The 19448-nt window shown below is 63.2% G+C and carries 16 protein-coding genes and 1 pseudogene; 9 read left to right on the top strand and 8 right to left on the bottom strand.

Annotation, left to right across the window (positions count from 1 at the left end; genetic code table 11):
• Positions 1 to 136: 136 nt before the first annotated feature.
• Positions 137 to 724 (bottom strand): hypothetical protein, encoded by a 588-nt coding sequence (locus tag NZL82_RS09060; protein ID WP_261269434.1) that lies wholly within the window; start codon positions 722 to 724, stop codon positions 137 to 139.
• Between the two features lie 11 nt (positions 725 to 735).
• On the bottom strand, positions 736 to 1911 hold the full coding sequence (locus NZL82_RS09055; RefSeq protein WP_261269433.1) for a zinc-dependent alcohol dehydrogenase: 1176 nt from the start codon (positions 1909 to 1911) through the stop codon (positions 736 to 738).
• A gap of 134 nt (positions 1912 to 2045) precedes the next feature.
• Here NZL82_RS09055 and NZL82_RS09050 point away from each other — a divergent pair, with 134 nt between their 5' ends.
• The 4 genes from NZL82_RS09050 (at position 2046) to NZL82_RS09035 (ending at position 6516) form a co-directional block, all read left to right on the top strand.
• The gene (locus tag NZL82_RS09050; RefSeq protein ID WP_261269432.1) at positions 2046 to 3890 is read left to right on the top strand and encodes a PAS domain-containing protein; all 1845 of its coding nucleotides are present in this window, start codon (positions 2046 to 2048) and stop codon (positions 3888 to 3890) included.
• A 250-nt stretch (positions 3891 to 4140) separates the two neighbouring features.
• On the top strand, positions 4141 to 4788 hold the full coding sequence (locus NZL82_RS09045; protein WP_261269431.1) for a Crp/Fnr family transcriptional regulator: 648 nt from the start codon (positions 4141 to 4143) through the stop codon (positions 4786 to 4788).
• Positions 4789 to 4830: 42 nt separating this feature from the next.
• A complete protein-coding gene (locus NZL82_RS09040; protein WP_261269430.1) occupies positions 4831 to 5340 on the top strand; it encodes an SRPBCC family protein in 510 nt (169 codons plus the stop codon).
• A gap of 12 nt (positions 5341 to 5352) precedes the next feature.
• Entirely contained in the window at positions 5353 to 6516 is a 1164-nt protein-coding gene (locus NZL82_RS09035; RefSeq protein WP_261269429.1) for a zinc-dependent alcohol dehydrogenase, read from the top strand.
• 65 nt (positions 6517 to 6581) lie between these two features.
• On the opposite strand, the gene NZL82_RS09030 is transcribed toward NZL82_RS09035, so the two are convergent.
• A complete protein-coding gene (locus NZL82_RS09030) occupies positions 6582 to 7487 on the bottom strand; it encodes a LysR family transcriptional regulator (protein WP_261269428.1) in 906 nt (301 codons plus the stop codon).
• 180 nt (positions 7488 to 7667) lie between these two features.
• Between NZL82_RS09030 and NZL82_RS09025 the strand changes: the two genes are divergently transcribed.
• From NZL82_RS09025 to NZL82_RS09015, 3 genes are read left to right on the top strand one after another with little or no spacing between them, the layout of a single operon-like run.
• The gene (locus tag NZL82_RS09025; protein WP_261269427.1) at positions 7668 to 9353 is read left to right on the top strand and encodes an ABC transporter ATP-binding protein; all 1686 of its coding nucleotides are present in this window, start codon (positions 7668 to 7670) and stop codon (positions 9351 to 9353) included.
• On the top strand, positions 9337 to 10410 hold the full coding sequence (locus NZL82_RS09020) for an efflux RND transporter periplasmic adaptor subunit (protein WP_261269426.1): 1074 nt from the start codon (positions 9337 to 9339) through the stop codon (positions 10408 to 10410). Before NZL82_RS09025 ends, NZL82_RS09020 begins: the two co-directional genes overlap by 17 nt.
• Positions 10407 to 11858, top strand: a complete 1452-nt coding sequence (locus tag NZL82_RS09015; protein ID WP_261269425.1) for a TolC family protein — start codon at positions 10407 to 10409, stop codon at positions 11856 to 11858. The genes NZL82_RS09020 and NZL82_RS09015 overlap by 4 nt, the downstream gene beginning before the upstream one ends.
• A 236-nt stretch (positions 11859 to 12094) precedes the next feature.
• Here the strand turns inward: NZL82_RS09015 and NZL82_RS09010 are convergent, their stop codons facing one another.
• The 5 genes from NZL82_RS09010 to NZL82_RS08990 all read right to left on the bottom strand — a co-directional run bounded on the left by NZL82_RS09010 (position 12095) and on the right by NZL82_RS08990 (position 18043).
• Positions 12095 to 12820, bottom strand: coding sequence for a TadE/TadG family type IV pilus assembly protein (locus NZL82_RS09010; RefSeq protein WP_261269424.1), 726 nt, complete (start codon positions 12818 to 12820; stop codon positions 12095 to 12097).
• 47 nt (positions 12821 to 12867) lie between these two features.
• Complete coding sequence (locus tag NZL82_RS09005; RefSeq protein ID WP_261269423.1) at positions 12868 to 13464, bottom strand: TadE/TadG family type IV pilus assembly protein; 597 nt, start codon at positions 13462 to 13464, stop codon at positions 12868 to 12870.
• Positions 13461 to 15104 carry a pilus assembly protein gene (locus tag NZL82_RS09000; protein ID WP_261269422.1) on the bottom strand — a complete coding sequence of 548 codons (1644 nt, stop codon included), beginning with the start codon at positions 15102 to 15104 and terminating at the stop codon, positions 13461 to 13463. Before NZL82_RS09000 ends, NZL82_RS09005 begins: the two co-directional genes overlap by 4 nt.
• Positions 15105 to 15566: 462 nt before the next feature.
• Positions 15567 to 16211, bottom strand: coding sequence for an OmpA family protein (locus NZL82_RS08995; protein WP_261269421.1), 645 nt, complete (start codon positions 16209 to 16211; stop codon positions 15567 to 15569).
• Positions 16208 to 18043, bottom strand: coding sequence for a sodium:proton antiporter (locus tag NZL82_RS08990; protein ID WP_261269420.1), 1836 nt, complete (start codon positions 18041 to 18043; stop codon positions 16208 to 16210). Before NZL82_RS08990 ends, NZL82_RS08995 begins: the two co-directional genes overlap by 4 nt.
• A 261-nt stretch (positions 18044 to 18304) precedes the next feature.
• On the opposite strand from NZL82_RS08990, the pseudogene NZL82_RS08985 reads away from it, so the two are divergent.
• Positions 18305 to 18537: pseudogene (locus NZL82_RS08985) on the top strand (DDE-type integrase/transposase/recombinase); the annotation flags it as partial.
• A 53-nt stretch (positions 18538 to 18590) separates the two neighbouring features.
• Positions 18591 to 19256 carry an HAD family hydrolase gene (locus NZL82_RS08980; RefSeq protein WP_261269601.1) on the top strand — a complete coding sequence of 222 codons (666 nt, stop codon included), beginning with the start codon at positions 18591 to 18593 and terminating at the stop codon, positions 19254 to 19256.
• The last annotated feature ends 192 nt before the right edge of the window (positions 19257 to 19448 follow it).

Below are 19448 nucleotides of genomic sequence, written 5' to 3'. Positions count from 1 at the left end.
TTTCGGACGGACATGCGATCTCGCTCATGGCTCCATGCAATCCCGTCACAGTCACGAAATCGGCTGGCGAGGCAGGCAGCGACGGCGCCCCGAGTGACCATTTCAGGCCCTCAGGGCACCGCGCCGTGCCGCAGTTTCAGGACGCGAGCAGCGGCACCGCATCCGCCACCGTACCTTCAGCCCCATAGTCCGGCGGAATGTCGAAGTCTTTGCGGGCAAGTCCGCGCGATGCCGCTGTGCCGCGTGGCAGGCCAGACCGGTCCGAATAATCGCGATCGGCGTTCGGGTCGCGCTTGTGCACGGCTTGCACCCCCTTGAACGCGACGATGTCGAGCAGCGTGATCCCCGCGACCAGGGCGGTGGCGATCGCGGCGTTCCGCCATTTGGGGTTGTCGCGATTTAACCCGGTCGCGAGCGTCGCGATGTCGAGCGCGTCGCCGCCGATCCGCGCGGCGAGTCCGATCGGCTTGTCGATCGACAAGGTCGGGACGGCGCTGGCTAGTTCGCGAGCACCATAGGCGCGGACCAATCCCTCCTTGTCATCCAACCCGAGACTGCGAGCTATCCGACCGGGCGCGACGAGTTCCGCAATGCCGAGCCCGACCGAGAACCACCCCAGCGCCCTGGCGAGCCGGTCAGCGCCCTTGAGTGAACTCGGTCCCTTGCGTTCGACCTTCGGGTCGCCCTCCGAACGGGCGATACCGGTGAAGATGGTGAGTGGCATGGATGCCTCCTTCAGGGTTGGAGCATGACCTTGACGCACCCGTCCGCCTTGTCGCGGAAGGTCGCGTACATTTCAGGTCCCTTGGACAGGTCGACCTTGTGCGTGATGACGAAGGAGGGATCGATCTGCCCATCCTCGATCCGGCGGAGGAGATCGCCGGTCCAGCGTGGGACATGCGCTTGCGCCATCCGAAAGGTCAGTCCCTTGTTCATCGCCTGCCCCATCGGGATCTTGTCGACCAGTCCCAGATAGACACCGATGATCGAGATTACCCCGCCTGGACGGCAGACATAGATCATCTCACGCAGGACGTGGGGACGGTCATTCTCCGCCATCAGCATCTGCTTGGCGCGGTCCAGCACCGTATCGGGCTGCCCGAAATTGACGTGGCTCTCCGTGCCGACCGCGTCGATGCACTTGTGCGGCCCCTTGCCGCCTGTCAGCTCGTTGAGCCTTTCGACGACGCTTTCCTCCGCGAAGTTGATCGTGACCGCTCCTGCCGCGGCCGCCATGGACAGACGCTCGGGCAGATGATCGATCGCCACCACCTGTTCGGCCCCCAGCAGGATCGCCGAACGGATCGTCATCTGGCCGACCGGGCCGCAGCCCCAGACCGCTACCGTATCGCCTGGCTGAATGTCGGCCTGCACCGCCGCCTGCCAACCGGTGGGCAGGATGTCCGACAGGAACAACAGCTTCTCGTCATCGATCCCGCCTGGCACCTTGATGTGCGTCGTGTCCGCGAAAGGAACCCGCAGATATTCGGCCTGGCCGCCGGGATAGCCGCCGGTCAAGTGCGTATAACCGAACAGCCCGGCGGTCGCATGACCGAACGCCTTGTCGCCCAGTTCCTTCTTCCGGTTCGTCCGTTCGCAGACGGAGAAATTGCCGCGTCGGCACTGATCGCATTCGCCGCACTGAATGGTGAAGGGGATAACGACACGGTCGCCTTTCTTCAGCGATCCCTTGGCGGCACTGCCGACCTCGACCACTTCGCCCATCGTTTCATGACCCATGATATCGCCGGGCAGCATCGCGGGGACGAGATTGTGGAATAGATGCAGGTCGGACCCACAGATTGCACAACTCGTAACCTTGATTATGGCATCGCGGGGATGTTCGATCGCAGGGTCGGACACCGTGTCGTATCGGATGTCCTCCTTGCCGTGCCAGACCAGCGCCTTCATGCCACTCTCCTCGGTTGCGTGGCGTGGAGATACGCACTGGCCAGCCCTTGTCCCATCCGGGCGATCCCTAGGGAACTATACCCGGTCGCAGGCGCTTGCCGCCTTTGTCGGCAAATTCAAAGAAAGCCGGCCTTATGGATGATTGCGCACCGGTTTTCGCGACAGGGGTCGACGATCCGCCGCTGGGTTCGGGCGAGACGCTGGCCGGACAGGTGCGTTTTCTCGAAGCGAATCTGTCGTCAATTCCCGACTATGTCTATGCCTTCGACCGGCGGCGACGCTTTGCCTATGCCAATCCGGCGATGCTTGCGCTCTTGGGACTGACCGTGGAAGAAATGCTCGGCAAGTCGTTTGAGGACTTGAATTATCCGGCGGATCTGGCGGCATTGCTCAACGGCCATATCGATCAGATCTTTGCCGATGGCGCAACGATCCAGAACGAGGTCTTCTTCCGCAGCCCGACCGGCCAGGCCGCCTATTTCTCCTATCTGTGGGGACCCGTTTGGGGGCCCGACGGGTCGGTAGAACTGGTCATCGGCGTTTCGCGCGATACCAGCGAGCGGCGGGCCTTCGAAGAAGCACTCCGCACAAGCGAGGCGCGACTGCGCGCGGCGACCGAACTTGTCGGGATCGGCATCTATGCCTGGGATCCGCGCACCGGCGCACTCGAGTGGGATGAGAGACTCCGTGCCATGTGGGGACTGTCGCCGGACACACCGGTCGACGAAACCATATTCGAGCAAGGCATTCACCCCGACGACCGGGAGCGGGTCCGCGCGGCCATTGCGGCCTGTGTCGATCCGGCAGGCGACGGCAGCTATTCTGTGGAATATCGGGTGATCGGCCGTGACGACGGCGTCCTGCGCCATATCGTAACATGGGGCCGGACGACGTTCGAGAACGGCCATCCCATTGGTTTCATCGGCGCGGCTGCCGATGTAACAGATCGACGTCATGCCGAAGCGGCCATTCGGGCGAGCGAGGCACAGTTCAGCAGCTTTGCGGCGCATAGCAGCAATCTTCTGTGGATCAGCGATCCCGTGACAGGGACGATTCTGTATCGCAGTGCCGCGTTCGAGCGGATTTGGGGAATACCCCAGGAACAGGCGGCCCACTCCATCGAGCAATGGCTGCACTATGTGCATCCCGAAGACCGATTGCAGGTCGAACACGCGCTCGCGACGGTCAAGTCCGGCGAGGCGGCGCAATATGAATACCGCATCATCCGCCCCGGAGACGGGTCCGTCCGCCGCTTGCGCGATACGAGCTTCCCCATCCTCGACGACAATGGTGCGATCGCGCGCATCGGCGGGATCACGGAAGACGTCACCCAGGAAGAAATCGGTCAGGTCTATATCGTCAGCACCAAGGCACTGGATGCCAGGCGTCTGGCGGGCATGGTGCGGACAATGGGGTATCGCGCGAGGACGTTCGAAAGCGCGACCACCTTTCTCGATATCGCCGCGCTCCTCACCCCTGGCTGTGTGCTGGTCGATGTCCGCAAGGCCAAGGCCGATGGATTGTCCGTTCCGCGCGAACTGAAAGCGCGGGCCATCGCGCTACCGAGCGTGGTGCTGGACACGCCCGGAACCGATCTCATGTCGGCCATCGCTGCGATGAAGGCGGGCGCGAGCGACTATGTCGTCGTGGAAGATGAAACATCGGTGCCCGCCGGCCTGTCGAGCGCGATCGCGGAATGTCTCGCCGCCGTCCGACCGGTCTCACGCGATGAAACCGCGAGTGCTCGCGTGACACGTCTCACGCCACGCGAGCGGGAAGTCTTGCAAGCCCTGGTCGAGGGCAACACGAACAAGGAAACCGGCAAGAAACTCGGCATCAGTCCGCGTACCGTCGAGCTGCACCGAGCCCAGGTCATGAACCGGCTGGATGCCGGAAATCTGGCCGAACTTATCCAGATTGCACTGGCGGCGGGCCTAGCACGGCCCGGCGAAGGCAGCGGGACGCGGAAGCCTACCTAGGGATGCTACGGGTGCCGACGCATGGCTGACGTCACCAAATTGTCATGACGACATGAGGGTTTGACCGATGCTCCAAACGTACTCCACGACACATTATCGCCAATCGCCGCCTCCTGACCAACCCGAGCGCGAACCCTTTGTCGATTTCCCGAATTCCTCCCGTCCGGTACACCCCGCGACGGCAACGGTCCGAATGGTACTGGGCGACCGGGTCACGGCTGAAGAGTGTCAGGCGCTCGCCAGGGCGGTGATGGCAATCGTACCAGTGAGGAACGGATCGACCATATCCGCTGCTTTCGGCGGAGACCGTCATCTCCACCTCATCGTCGAGGGGTGGGCCTATCGTGCGCATGGCCTGCACGATGGCGTGCGACAGATCACCGACATACTGGTGGCTGGCGACATGTGCGACTGGGTGCCGCCCGCAGCGAACGAGGATATTCGCGCCTGCGGTCCGGTGCGCGTCGCGGTGCTGCGCCGGACGGTCGACAACGATGACAGGCCATCCTTCCATCGTCACCGGGAACGAACGATGGTCGACGACATGCGGCGGCTCCGCGCGCAGTTGACCAGCCTGGGCCGACGCAATGCGCGGGAGCGTGTCGCCTATCATCTGGCCGACGTGCATGATCGATCGAACAAGGCGGGGCTTGCGAAGGACGGCGCCTTCGCCTGCCCCCTCACCCAGGAACAACTGGCTGATCTGCTCGGCCTGACACCGGTCCACGTCAACCGCGTCCTTCAAGGCCTTCGCCGCGACGGATTGCTGGTGTGCGGCAGACGGCGGATCACGCTGCCCGACCTGGAACGACTCCATGCCGTCGCCGGGTGGGGCGCAGACGTGGTCGAGGCCGACGCGGCAATGGGCGCGCGCCCGATCCTCCTCCCGCCTCGATAGGACGTCCCCCGCCCCTCCATCGACAAAAAGCCGAGGTCTAAGATGAGCATTGCGGAAGCCGAAACCGATCAGGCCGTTACCGCCTCCGTCACGGTCGGCGAGCCCGCGGCCGAACTTCGATCGCTATGGCTGCAACCCCGGACCCAGGCCCGCATATGGGCGCATATCGCCACCGTCACCCCGCTAGACGATCGGACAGCCGATTGGACTGTGCCTGGCGTCACCGGCGGCGAATATCGATGGCGGACCACCATGGCGGACGAGGCCTCCGACAGCCTGCGCTGGACGACGCAGGAGGGGGCGGACGTGCCCAATATCGGCGTGCTGACCTTCCGTCCCGCGCCGGGTGACCGGGGCACCGAACTCCATCTGGACGTTCGCTTCGATCCGCCGGGTGGCGCCGTCGGCCAGGTCTTGGCCAAGCTGTTTCACATCGCCCCGCACGAGATCGTGCGCACGGCCCTCTACCGCTTTCGCGCACTGGCGCTGACCGGCGAGATCCCCACCACCGTTCCGCAGCCCGCCGCCCGCAACGGCGGCACCGACCGCTAAGGAGAAATCATCATGCGCGCACTGTGCTGGAATGGCGTCAACGACCTTCGCGTGGAAACGGTCAACGATCCGACGATCCTCAACCCCAATGACGTGATCCTCAAGGTCAGGCTGTCCACGACCTGCGGTTCGGATCTGCACCTGATCGACGGGCTGATCCCCACGATGCGCGAAGGCGACGTGCTGGGGCATGAGTTCATGGGCGAGATCGTCGATACGGGCTCGGAGGTCACCAAAGTGGCGAAGGGCGACCGCGTCGTCGTACCGTCCTTCATCTCCTGCGGACGATGCTGGTATTGTCAGCATGACCTCTATTCGCTCTGCGACACGACCCATCCCAAACCGGAATTGCAGGAACCGCTGCTCGGCTATCCGACCGCCGGCATCTATGCCTATTCGCACGCGTTCGGCGGTTATGCCGGTGCGCATGCGGAATATGTCCGCGTCCCCTTTGCCAATACCGACTGTTTCAAGGTGCCCGACGGCGTGTCGGACGAGACTGCGCTGTTCATCTCGGACGCGGCGCCGACGGGTTTCATGGGTGCGGACTTCTGCGACATCCAGCCGGGCGACGTCATCGCCGTCTGGGGTTGTGGCGGCGTCGGCCTGATGGCGCAGCAGAGCGCAATGGTGTTGGGGGCCGAACGGGTTATCGCCATCGACCGCTATCCCGAACGTCTGGCGCAGGCCGAGGCGTTCGGCGCGATCCCACTCGACTATACCAAGGTCGATGTGATCGAGGCGCTCAAGGAGCTGACCGGTGGCAGGGGTCCCGATGCCTGTATCGACGCAGTCGGCATGGAAGCGGGCGGCACCGGCCTCCAGCACGCCTATGACCGGGTCAAGCAGGCGCTCTATCTCGAAACCGATCGAGGTACGGCGCTTCGCCAGGCGATGCTGGCGGTTCGCAAGGGGGGCATCCTGTCCATTCTCGGCGTGTACGGCCTGATGGACAAATTTCCGCTGGGCTTGCTGATGAACAAGGGTGTGACCGTCCGTACCGCGCAGCAGCATGGGCAAGCCTATGTCCCGCGCCTGCTCGATCATGCCCAGCGCGGCGAATTGACGCCGGCCTCTCTGGCGACCCACCGCTTCTCGCTGGAGGACGCACCGAAGGGGTATCACATGTTCAAGCACAAGGAGGACGGTTGCCTGCGGGCAGTATTCGCTCCTTGAACAAGGGCGGTTCCGCCTCGTGCGGGTAATCGTCGCGATATTTCTGCTGCCCGAGCCGTATCGCGCTATGGCTCCAGCAATTGCCGCGCACAGCCCTGGACATGATCGGCGAGCAGCCCGAAAGCCGCGCCCATGGGCGATTGCCGCCGCCAGGCGATCGCGATCGACCGATGAACGCGCCAGCCCTCGACCGGCAACAGCTTCAGACCGGTAGCCCCACCGATCTGCGACCGAAGATAGAGGCCCGGCAAAAGCGCGAAGCCAAGGCCGCTCGCGACCATCTGGTGCAAGCTTTCCAGGCTGGTGCCGTAATAGTCCGGCGCGATCGTCATGCCATATCGCTCGGCGACTTCGGCGGCCTGTCGCGCAAGATGATGGCGTGGGTCCAGGGTCAGCAGCGGAATGCCCGCCAACGCCTCATGCGCGGTCTGTACGCCAAGGTCGATCGGATGATCGAGCGCCGCCACCAGGTGCAATGGTTCGCGGAAGAGCGGCTCGATCGTTAGGTCCTCCCCGGTCATGGGCAACGGTCCGAGCACCACGTCGATATTGCCGCGCGACAGCTCCAGCACCTGTTCGTCGGGTATCCCCTCGCGCACATGCAACCGTAGCTGCGGTGCCATGCGGTGCAGTTCGGCGATGATAGGGGATAGAAGATACGGCCCGAGCGTGGGCGTCGTCCCCAGTCGCAAGGTCCCTGTCAGCTTGTCCGAGGCACCCGCCGCCAGTGCAGCGATGTCACTGGCATCGCTCAACATCCGTCGCGCCGTCGCCACGATACTGCGCCCGACGGGCGTCAGCATCGCCCCCGTCGCGCTGCGCTCGAGCAGCTTGGTGCCGAGCCGTTCCTCGAGCGTGCGGACCTGTTGGCTGAGCGTTGGTTGCGACACATGGGCGACCCGTGCCGCCAGCGCGAACGATCCCGTATCCGCGATCGTGACCAGATATTCGAGTTGACGCAGAGTGGGCATATCTTGCCATAGCCATTTTCTATGGGCCCGCCATCAACATTCCGATTGGCCACATGACGCATTTGTCATTATCCTGGCATCACATGGATTAAGCCGGAACGTACCTTTTATAAAGATCCAGCAACAGTCCGGCAAAAAACGGCCATTATCGGCGCGCTCATCGTGTGAAGGGGGATTGTCTTGGCGACGGAGCGATTGGGATTTCGCGATGCGGCGGGCTGGCTGTCGCAGATCATAGGCCCAGATGCCGCCTATGTCAGGCTCGGCATCGTCTATACCATTGCGATCAGTCTGTTAGCACTTGCCACCCCCATTTCGGTTCAGTTGCTGATCAACAGCGTCGCCAACACCGCGATGCCTGCGCCTTTATGGGCGCTGTCCGGGGTCTTGCTGCTCCTCTTGTTGATGGTGGCCGCGCTGAGCGCGCTTCGAGTCTGGATCATGGCGGCGTTCGAACGGCGCCTGTTTTCGCGCGTCGTGGCCGAGGTGACCCTTCGCGCGGTCCATGCGCAGGATCCGTTCTTTGCCGACGGCAATCGCGGCGATCTGTTCAATCGTTATTTCGACCTGGTCGTCGTTCAGAAGTCGGTGCCCAGCCTGGTCATCGGCGGCTTCACCATCGTGCTGCAAGCCGTGATCGGGTTGACGATCACCAGCTTCTATCACCCCGTCTTTCTAGCCTTCAACGTCGTGCTGGTCGCAGCGCTTTTGCTGGTTTGGCTGTTGTGGCGGCGCGGTGCGATCAGCGGTGCCGTGGCGCTGAGCCATGCCAAGCACAATGCGGCCCGCTGGCTGGAAAGCGTCGGCGGATCGAACGGCTTCTACAAGTCGCTTCGCCATCTCGACTTCGCCATGGTCCGGTCGGAGGCGATGACCGCCAGCTATGTCGATACCCATCGCCGGTACTTTCGATATCAGTTCGCACAGACGGTGGCCTTCCTGCTGATCTACGCCTTTGCGAGCGCCGGTTTGCTGCTGCTCGGCGGCATGTTGATCCTCCGGGGGCAATTGTCGCTCGGCCAATTGGTCGCAGCGGAGTTGATCCTTTCGGGGGTCTTTTACGGCATTTCGCAACTCGGCCTGTATCTCGACACCTTCTACGATCTGGCGGCCAGCTCCGAGGAGCTATCGTTGCTGTTCGCCATTCCCCAGGAGCCGAAGGTGCGCGGTGAGAGCGGCCCACGCGACGGATCGGTCAAGCTGACCGACGTCGTCTTCAACGACGCGCGCTACACCCTGACCCTCGCGGCTGGAGAGCAGCTTGTGACGGTCGCCGAACCCGGCGCCGAACGCCGATTGGCGATGTTGCTGAAGCGTCATGCCGTGCCCGACCGCGGCCTGGTCCGGATCGGGGGCACCGATCTGGGGTCGTTCGACATGTATCATCTGCGGTCGGACGTTACCGTGCTCGATCGATCGACGATCGTCGAGGTCACGATCCGCGAATATCTGCGGCTTGCGTCTGGGGACATTGGCGAAGGCGCGATGGAAGCGCTGGCAATGGTGGGGCTGGAACGCCGCCTTGCCAGCCTGCCCCAGGGATTGGACACGCCGCTCGGTTCGACCGGTTATCCGCTCAGCGTGGGCGAGACCATGGCCCTGAAGCTGGCCAATGCGCTTCTGGTCCGCCCCAAATTGCTTCTCCTGGGCCAGCTTTTCGACCTGTTGCCACCCGAGCGGCTGTCGGCGGCTCTGCGGCATCTCAAGGCGCACGGCACGACGGTATTGCTCTGTACCGGCCGCCCCGAGGATCTGGAGTTGGATGGATATCTCTATCTGGGCCTGACCGAGCAGCGCCGCTTCGAGCACCTGGCCGATCTTCGGTCCGCCATCAGCCAGGAGGACGCCAATGTCGCATCTGCCTGAGCATCTCGCCCATTTCCGCACGCTTGGGTCGCTGCGTCCGCCACGGGTCACCGTCGCCATCGCCTGGATGCTGGCGGTGGGTATCGCGGCGGCGATCTTCATTCTGTTCTTCGTGCCGTGGCTGCAAACCGCGCAAGGCCGAGGACAGGTCGTCTCGCTCGATCCACAGGATCGGGCACAGGACGTGACCGCACTGGTGCCGGGGCGGGTCGAGCGCTGGTATGTCCATGACGGCCAGCATGTGAAGCGCGGTGACCCGATCGCCCGCATTGTCGACCTCGACCCCAATTTGCTGTCCCGCCTCGCCGCCGAGCGCGCGCAGGTGCAGGCGGAGATCGCCTCGGTTCGCCAGTCCCAATCGGTCGCCTCGATCGATGTCAATCGCACGCGCCAGCTATTTTCCGAAGGATTGGCGTCGCGGCGCGATTATGAGCAGGCACAGATCAAGGTCGCGGACTCGGGGGCCAAGCTGGCGGAGTCCCGCGCCAAGCTGAACCGGATAGAGGTCCAGCTCAATCGCCAGTCGGCCCAGTTGGTTCGTGCCCCGCGCGATGGTCGTATCCAGAACCTCAACGCCGCGGCGGGCGGCGCGCTGGTGTCGGCCGGCACCGCGCTGGCGGTGGTCGCGCCCGAACAGGTCGAGCGGGCGGTCGAGTTGCTGATCGACGGCCGTGACGTGCCACTGCTGCGACCGGGGCGCCCGGTTCGGCTGGAGTTCGAAGGCTGGCCCGCGATCCAGTTCAGTGGCTGGCCATCGGTCGCCTATGGCTTTTTCGATGGCCGGGTTCGCACGATCGATCCCAATGCCAATGCACAAGGGCTGTTCCGCATCCTCGTCGAACCGGTGCCGGGCAAGCCCGCCTGGCCCGCACGCCGCTTCGTCCGGCTGGGCGGCAAGGTACAGGGTTGGGTGCAAGGCGAGACCGTCACGGTCGGCTATGAGCTGTGGCGCCAACTCAACGACTTCCCCTTGGAATTTGGCCAAACCGCGACCGATAAGGGCGCGGACAAGGACGACGACAAGAAGATCGCGGCCAAGGCAGGCAAGCTGAAATGATCCGGCCGCTTCTGCTCCTGTCGGCGCTGATCGTTCCGCCAGCCATTGCCCTCCCCGCGACGGCGCAGCGGATTGAGGCGAACCCCGCCCCCGCGTCGGTGCCCACGACGAGTCCGCTGACCCTGGACGAGGTGCTGCGCGCCTCTGCCCGCGCGGCCCCGCAGATCGTCGAGGCGCTCGCCAAGATACGCGCCGCAGAGGGGCGCGCCATCACCGCCAACGGCGCGTTCGACACGGTGTTCGATGCCGAGGGCCGCTCGCGTACTTTGGGCTATTATGACGGGACCATCGCCTCGGCCCGCGCCACCCGTCCGCTGACCGACAATGGCGGTTACGTCTATGGCAATTATCGCGTCAGCCGGGGTGGCTTCCCGGTCTATGAGGACGAGAACTACACCAACCGCCTCGGCGAGGTGAAGGTCGGCGCGCTCTATTCGCTGCTCCGCGATCGCTTGATCGACGAGCGCCGGACGCGGCGTACATTGGCCTCCGGCGACATCGACATCGCGCAATTCGAGCGTCAGGCCGTGGCGATCGGCGTACAGCGGCGCGCGATCGACGCCTATCAGAACTGGGTCGCGGCGGGCCTGCGACTGCGTGCCTATCGCGACCTTCTGTCGCTGTCGGAAAGCCGTCGCGGCGGCCTTGCCCGCCAGGTACAGCTTGGCGCGCGGCCCGACATTTTGCTCGCCGAGAACGACCAGAATCTCGTTCGCCGCCGCGCCTTGGTGGTTCGGGCTGAGGGTGATTTCCAAGCAGCGGCCAATGCGCTCTCCCTGTATTTCCGCGATGCCGCCGGTGATCCTTTGCTGGTCGGGCCGGAGCGCCTGCCCCCTGACGCCAATGCACTGGCCGGCGTCGCCGCCGCTGCCCGAAACGATTTCGAACGGCGACGCCCCGACCTCCAGATGCTGCTGACCCGTATCGATCAGGGGGCCGCCCGTCTCGCTTTGGCGCAGAACGATCTCCGCCCCCGGCTCGACCTGCGCGGCGAGGTGGGCAAGGACGTCGGGCCCGTGGGGCTTGGCGGTTCCTCGCGGACGCCCCTGGAGGCGGCGGTCGGCTTCCGCTTTTCGATGCCGCTTCAGAACCGGGCGGCAAAAGGGCGGATCGTTGAAGCGCAGGCCGAAATGGACGCACTGTCGGCGCGCAGCCGTTTTCTGCGCGATCAGATCACGGTCGAAGTCGAGGGGATCACGATCGGCGTGGGCGCGGCCGAGAAGCTGGCTTCGATCGCGGAGCAGGAACGCCAGCTTGCCGAACGGCTCGCCGCTGCCGAGCGGCGACGGTTCGAGCTGGGGTCGAGCGATTTCTTTCTGGTCAACCAGCGCGAGGAGACGGCGAACGACGCGCGGGTCCGCCTGATCGACGCTCAGGCCCGGATCGCGGCCGCCCGCGCCGAACTCGCCGCCGCTACCGCCGATCGGGTGGCTTTGGGGCTGGAATAGCTGACGGGCGAAGTAGGTTTGGTTCCGGGTCTGGCGGCATGGCTTGTCGATCTCCAGCCCCGAGACTCACCGATTTCACCCCTTATCCGGCTGCTCCGCCAAGGGCGATATGGGCACAGAGATGGTGCACCGCAGGCCATCAGCTTCCATCGCGAACCGACGCAAGGCCCTCGTCGAACCGAGCATCTTCGAGCAGGCCGTTGCGAAGCGCTTGGTAACGCTCCTGCCGGTTGCCGTCACGCCGTCGGGACTGCTGCGGCAAAGAGACGGCAATCCGCGCGTTTGGTGCCCGACAGTTTGCCATCGTTCCGCAACGAATAGGCGGTCCGCTCGCGAACATTGAAGGCCATGACCCGCCTGATTTGCGGCGTGCCGAGCATTGAGGTGATCATGCCCACGGGAGCGAGAGGTCGGTAATTGTACACGATCTCGACGACCATCACGGCAGTGTCCTTCGACGCGGCAATCTGATTACCGGCTTTCCCCATTCCGTCGATAGCAGACGCCCCCTCGACGGCCCCATGATCGTCATTGGTGGTGTCGTCCAGATTGGTGACGGCCATGCCGGCGCCGTCCAGCGGACCACCCAGTGACGAGACCACCGTCAACGCCCCCGCGCAGCGTTGCCACCTGATCCATTGCCGATAGCCCTCCGGATTGCTGGTGGATACCGGCCCCTTGCCGTTGGTCCCCGTGGTCGACGTGCGCTGCTCCAGATCGGAAAGGATGATGCGGCCGTTGGTGGCGAGGGACAGCGGCTCCCCCATCTTCATCGCGCCAATCATGATCTCGGCTATATCCGCTTCGTCGATGGTCGTCCGCACCCGTCCCGCATTGTCGGCAACCGCCATCGCGATCTGCGAGATGCGCAAATTCGCAACGACATAGTTTCCCAGCTCGACGCCCCCCAAACCGAGCAGGAGGACCAATGGTGCCGCAATCGCGAACTCGATCAGGGCCACGCCCCGCCGCTGGCCTGCAAGGGCCCGCAGATGCTTCCCAAACGCCCTCAATTGCATATCGTCACGGGTTCGGCTTGGGAGGCATAGGGCTGGTTCTTCAGCATCGTCGTCGCGGTCAATTTCGTGACGGCGCTCCACCCCATCAGCTTGCTCATGGGCACGATCTCGGGATAGGTCACGGTAGCGGTGTAAAGCACCACGTCGTCCGAACCCCCGGTCCCTGCCCTCCCGGCATCCGCATCCCATATGCCGTTGCCGTTTATGTCGGTGAAGCAGTCACCGCTATTATAGGTCCCCAGCGGTACCGTGTCGGTGGTGATGGGCTCGGCCTTGGACACCTGCTGGAACTTGCCGTAGCTGGTGGGTACGACGATGACCGTCGCAGTCTTTGCGATCCCCGAAACGCTGTCCTTGACCATGGCCGTCAATTGCGCGCTCGTGGTGTTCGGTCCCACGGTGACCCGCCGGGCCGCACGGTCCAGAGCATCCTGCACCTGGATCGCGACATATTGCCGGTAACCCAGGTCGAACAGACCGCACATGATCGCAATGGCGGGCAAAGCGACGATGGCGAACTCCACGACCGAGGCGCCGCGCCTGTCCGATAGCAGGAAAGCGAGTCGGGGCACCTGCAGCCTCGTCATTGCGTAAGCCTCAGCGCCCCGATGTTCTTGCCGATCTCGACGAAGCGCGCCATCAATGCCGCCTGGTCCGAGGAGGTCGATGCCTGGCTGGGCGTGCTCGCGCAATTCGTCAGCGAAGCGTCGAGCGCGGTGTCAAAGCCGATCACCCACACCGAATATCCCATGGACTTCGCCTGCGAGCACAATAGGTTGAAGCGCTGCTGGTGGCGGGCGAGCTGGTCCGTCTGGTTGGACCACCCGCCACCCGGCGTCACCCTAGCATCCAGTTGCTCGATGCCATAAGATGAATAAAGATAGGAATAGCCGGTAGCAAATGTTCCGTCGGTCATGAAGATGATGTACTTCTTGACCGGCATCGTGTTGTACGTATCGGGATTGGCCGGACCGAATATGCCCCCGGAAGACGCCCAGCGCGCACCCCACATCATCCCGTTGTCGTGATAGGTGCCGCCGTCCGGAATTAGCGTGTCGAGATAGTTTTTGAGATCGCCTTTGGTCCAAACCTGCATAGCAGCCGCGGCCGTCGGGCATGCGACCTGTGGTTTGTACGGATCATTGGAAAGCTCTTGATACTTATAACTCAAATACTCGATGTCCGGCCAATAGGGCTTCCACTTGGTGGCCTCGGTGCTCGGTATCAGATTGATGTTGAGATCGGTCGCGCCCGCAGGAATGGCTGCTTCGGTCGCACTCATACGAACGGTCTGCCGTTCCTCGATACAGCCAGCCCAGCTAACCCTCTTCGACGTAGTATTGGTGGGCGTAACGCCCGACGAATTTGCCGTTCCGATCAGCGGCCCCACGTCGACGGTCGCGCCGGAGACATAGTTTGAGGTGTCGAACGATCGGGGTGCATAGTTGAAATAGGTGCAGCGACCCTGCCAGAAATTGTAGTTACCATTAAGCTGGGAACAGCTGGATGAGCTTCGATTGTCCGTCACGACCTCCCGGGACTGATAAGTCCAAGGACCGGAAAGCATGTAGTTCGGGTTGGCCGCTCGGATCGCCTTTCCGACATTCACGGCGCTGGAATAGGGCACCACGCCATATCGCAGGCGCATGCCGGACGCGGTCAATTGCGTCTGGATCGGTGCCAGCTGGTCGTACAGGGCCAGCACGGCGGCACGCAATGCCTGGATCTTGGTCGATGTATCGCTGGGAGTCGCCTTGTCCGCCATCGACCCGGTCGTGTCCAGCACGAAGACGATGTCGGTATTCACAAAGTCCTGCGATGCGTTGCAACTGACCTTTACCGGCAGTTCGGTGAAGCCGAATATTCGCATGATCGATGTCGGAACGGTGGTGGCGGCGTCGATCACGACCGTCGTCTTCGATGTCGTCGTGCTGCTGATGGACGGGGTGAACGGCTTCGAGCCGTACAAGCCCTGCCTGTAGTTGAAGTTGAAGAACTTGGTTGCCTCCGCCCGCACCGTGTCATCAACCGCACCGGCCGTCATGGCACGGCGCCCCGCGAGCACGCCTGCGTCGCAGGCGATCTGCATCTGCTTACGGGTCACATAGCCCGTGCCGAGGTCGATCGCCGAACCGACGAGCGCCACCAACGGAATGAGCGAGAACACCCACAACGCCATCACATTGCCGCGACGATCCCCAGCGAGCCTAGCGAGCAAACCAGCCATCGCGGGCACCAAGCGGCCATTCGCCAAAACCCATCGGCTGGAGAAGGGGTGGTGAGCCATGCCGACGACTTCACCGACGAAATGTAAAGGGACAGTTTACGAGACGGCCAGAAACCGATTTTTGCTGATTTGGATCAACAATATAGTTCGCTTTTATACTGGCTGCTGCGGCAGCTAGCCGCACGATGGCCAATAGGCGCCTGCTCAACCGAGGTCGTCACGAGCGACACCCGAATGGAATATCAGCGATGCCATGCGCGTCACAACCAGAGGGAATATGGCCGCAGGAATGACGAGGTAGCGATCATAGGACGGTCGGACTCAAAAAAGCGACGTCAGCAGACAAGGCAAGCCGTCGACATTCACACCATTGCTCCCCCTGCAGGTGACCGTACCGGAATTGGCGTACCGATCCCCTGTTCGGCACGGAACCACCCCGCTCCGCGCGAACGTCGGCCCGGCCTAGGACGGCGGAGGCTCCGCTGCATCCGGTGCGGCCTTGGGCAGGTCCACCTTGATCTCCACCCGTCTGTTCTTGACGCGACCTTCCAGATCGTCCGATCCGTCGAGCTTGCGATTGGGCGCAATCGGCCGCGCCTCGCCTATCGCGATGACGGTGATCCGGTCGGCGGCAACGCCCTTCTTGACCAGATAGTCACGCGCTGCCTCTGCGCGGCGACGCGAAGCGGTCAGGTTCGCGGCGTCGGACCCGGCCGAGTCGCTATGTCCCCAAATCGTGATCGGCCCGCCCAGTGCCAGGACGGGATCGGCAACCAGCGTGTCGAGCATGGCGATGCCCGCCTGATCGGGTTGTGCGCCCTTGGCCGGAAAAGGAATAGTCAGTTCGACCGGCCCGGCGGGCGGGGTCGGCGTGGGCGATGGCGCGATTTCCGGCCGGATGATCGACTTCTTCGCCTCCTCCTGCTCCTGCGCTGCCGCATCGTTGCCGGGCACCGTCGCATTGTCTGCCGTCCCGGCATTGGCGGGAGTCTCGGCCGTGTCGTTCGCGGCGGGTTCAACCCGTGGCTGGCAGGCGGTCATGCCGAGGCCGATCATGGCCGTCGCCACGACGCGCACGGCCCGGCCGTTCCATATCGATCTCGTCATGCGACACCCTCTCCGGTTGGTGTGACTTGATTAGCGTCAGGATCGCCGTGACGCGAGGGTCCATAGGACACGACGACGTCGCCATTTTGTGGCGAGGGCCTGGCGGCATGAGTGAAGAAACGGATGCGACCGTCCTTGCGCAGCACGAACAGCATGTCGGCCTCATCCGGGAGGATCGATCGGGCATGGTCGAAGTTGAACTGCTCGCTGATCCGCGTCTTGCGGAAGGTCCAGCCTGCCGCCTCGCGCTGCAGGATTTCCTCGACCCCGTGCCCGGCGGTGAACATCGCCCGTCCGCGCAGCGCTTCCGGCAGGCTGCGATGATCCTCGTCATCCCCGCTTCCGCCAAGCTGGTAGACGGAATCGCGCCCGATATCATGCGCAAATTCATTACAGACCAGCGCGTTGTAAGCCTCGTTCTCGGTCGTCGCAGCCAGCACCTGAAACTGAGTGAGGTCGAGCCGTTCTTCGGTCGTCTCGGCCAGGATTTCGCCATGATAGGTCTCGATTCCGGCCTGTCGTGGGCCGGAGAGTCTTTGCCAACTGGTATCCGCAATCGTCACCGGCAGTCCCAGCGACTGAATCTGCTTCGCCAGCGAGATGCTCCAAGGCGTGCTACCGACGATCAGCAGCCCTTTCTCCGTCGCCCCAGTGACCTTCAGCCAGCGCGCGACATAGCGGATGCTGAAGCCATGGGCGATGATCGTCGCCACCACCACCGCGAAGGATAGGGTGACGAGGATATTGCCGTTGCCATAGCCTAGCTGGTCCAGCCGCAGCGCGAACAGCCCCGATACGGCGACCGCTACGACGCCACGCGGTGCGATCCAAGCGACCAATAGTCGTTCGTTCCAAGGAATCTTGCTGAAGGCCAAGGCGATCAGCACGGTCGCTGGACGCACCAGGAACAACAGTGCGAACAGAAACGCGGCAAAGCGCCATTCGAACAGGCGCAGCACCTCGAAATCCAGCGAGGCTGACAGCAAGACGAACACGCCGGAGATCAGCAAGACCGTCACATTCTCCTTGAACGGATGAATGTCGCGCAACGAGTCTAGCCGCATATTGGCCACCGCCACCCCCATCACGGTCACGGCAAGCAGCCCGGTTTCCTGCTGGATCAGATTGGACAGTACGAACGTGCCGATCACCGCGACCAGCAATACGGGGGCCTTGAGATATTCGGGCACATGGCCACGCGGAAACGCCCAGGCGATCGCGCGCGCCATGCCATAACCGATCAGCCCCGACACCACCGCCGCGCCCAGCAACGCGGTGACCACGGACAGCAGCGTGCCGCCCTCGTCGACACGGCGCAGATATTCGTAGGTGATGACGGCACAGAGCGCCCCGAATGGATCGTTGACGATGGCTTCCCATTTGAGGATCGCACGCGGGCGCTGTGCGATGTTGCTTTGACGGAGCAGAGGGATGACGACGGTCGGCCCGGTCACCACCAGGATACCGGCGAACAGGATCGCAACAGGCCACACGAGCCCCGCCACATAATAGCAAGCCAGCGTACCCAGTACCCAGCCCAGCGGAATGCCGATCATCATCAGGCGCGTCACGGCACCTTCGGTTTTGCGCAACTCGCGGAAATTGAGGCTCAATCCGCCCTCGAACAGGATGAGCGCAACCGCCACCGAGATCATGGGTTCCAGCAGGCTGCCGAACGTATGCTCAGGGATGATCAGGCCGGTGATCGGCCCGGCAATGACGCCTGCGGCCAGCATCAGCGCGATGGCCGGCCATCCCGTCCGCCATGCAATCCACTGTGCTCCTATCCCCAGAATACCAATCAGCGCGAAGACGAGAGCTTGTTGTTCCATATAGGCGACTTAACCTCTGGAGCCGGTAAAGGTAACCTCTGGCGTCTTTTTGGGGATTTGGTGTTTGAGCTGCCCCCTTCTGATTGAACCGCGCCGGGTTTGTCGGAAGCCCCGGCTCCTGAGAGGAAGGGGCTATGACGAGCAAGACGACCAACACGGTTTCGCCTGAGGTGCGCGCACGGTGCGGGTGGTGCTGGACCATGAGAAGGATCACCCATCGCGTTGGTCCACTGTCAGCGATAAGGCGGCACGGTGTCCGCTCGTGCGCCGCCGCCGAACATGCTATCGGTGTCGGACTTTACCTCCGCCTTTGCCAAGGCAGGGTCTATGTCGCGACTTGGGCAGGGCCCGCCTAGGTGGCGTTCGTCATCGACTCCTACACTCGCCGGATCATTGGCTGGCGCGCCAGCCGGAGCGCACATGCCGGCTTTGTCCTGGATGCGCTCGAGCAGGCGCTACGTGACCGATGGCCGATACGGGGCGGCGACCTCTTAGTGGTGCCCATCACCGTACGCCGTGCGTTGGGGCTTCAAGGAGCGATAACACCATGGCTATCAAGGCAATCCTATTTGACATCGACGGCACCCTCGTGGACAGCAACGACTATCACGTCGATGCTTGGCAGGCCGTGTTCAACCGGATCGGCGCGACATTCGATGATCAGACGGTACACGACCAGATCGGCAAGGGCACCGACATGTTGGTGCCGACGCTGCTCCCGGACACGAACGAGGCCGAGCAGGAGAGGATGGGCAACGAGCACGGCAGGATATTCAAGTCGAAGTACCTGGAACAGGTGGTGCCCTTCGCTTCGGCAAGGGACTTACTCATGAAAGTCAAAAATAGCGGCCGTCAGGTCGTCCTGGCGTCCTCCGCGTCATCGGAAGAGCTCGAGCATTACGTCGGGCTGATGGATGCCAGTGATATCGTCGACGTCTCGACCACTTCGGACGACGTCGAAAGAACCAAGCCTGCCCCCGACATCTTTTCGACCGCTCTCAAGAAGCTGTCGTCGCTCGATGCCAGCGAGGTGATCGTCGTAGGCGACACGCCGTACGACATCGAAGCGGCCGCCAGATGCGGCATCGCAGCCGTCGGCGTCCGATCGGGCAAGTTCAACGACGAGGTTCTACGGGGTGCCGGCGCTGTGGCGCTGTACGATAACGTCGCTGCCCTGCTGGCCGATTTTGAGGATTCGCCGTTGAACGGCTGAAAATCGGTGCTGGACACGTCATCGGGGGCAAGGACGGTGTCCCTGATCTTGGGCCGGATTGACCCACAATCGGCCATTCGGACGGCCCGCTGTGCATCCGGAAAAACGCTGTTCGTTTATCTGCATGATGGCTGCTTTCGGAACGTACGGTTCTTGACTTACTTTGAAGGTCAGATGGGAAATGATAGCTGC

The organism is Sphingomonas sp. LC-1 (assembly GCF_025371035.1).
Taxonomy (GTDB): domain Bacteria; phylum Pseudomonadota; class Alphaproteobacteria; order Sphingomonadales; family Sphingomonadaceae; genus Sphingomonas; species Sphingomonas sanguinis_E.
The sequence above is the reverse complement of the archived record's forward strand: the minus strand, read 5'-3'. Positions and strand labels throughout refer to the sequence as shown.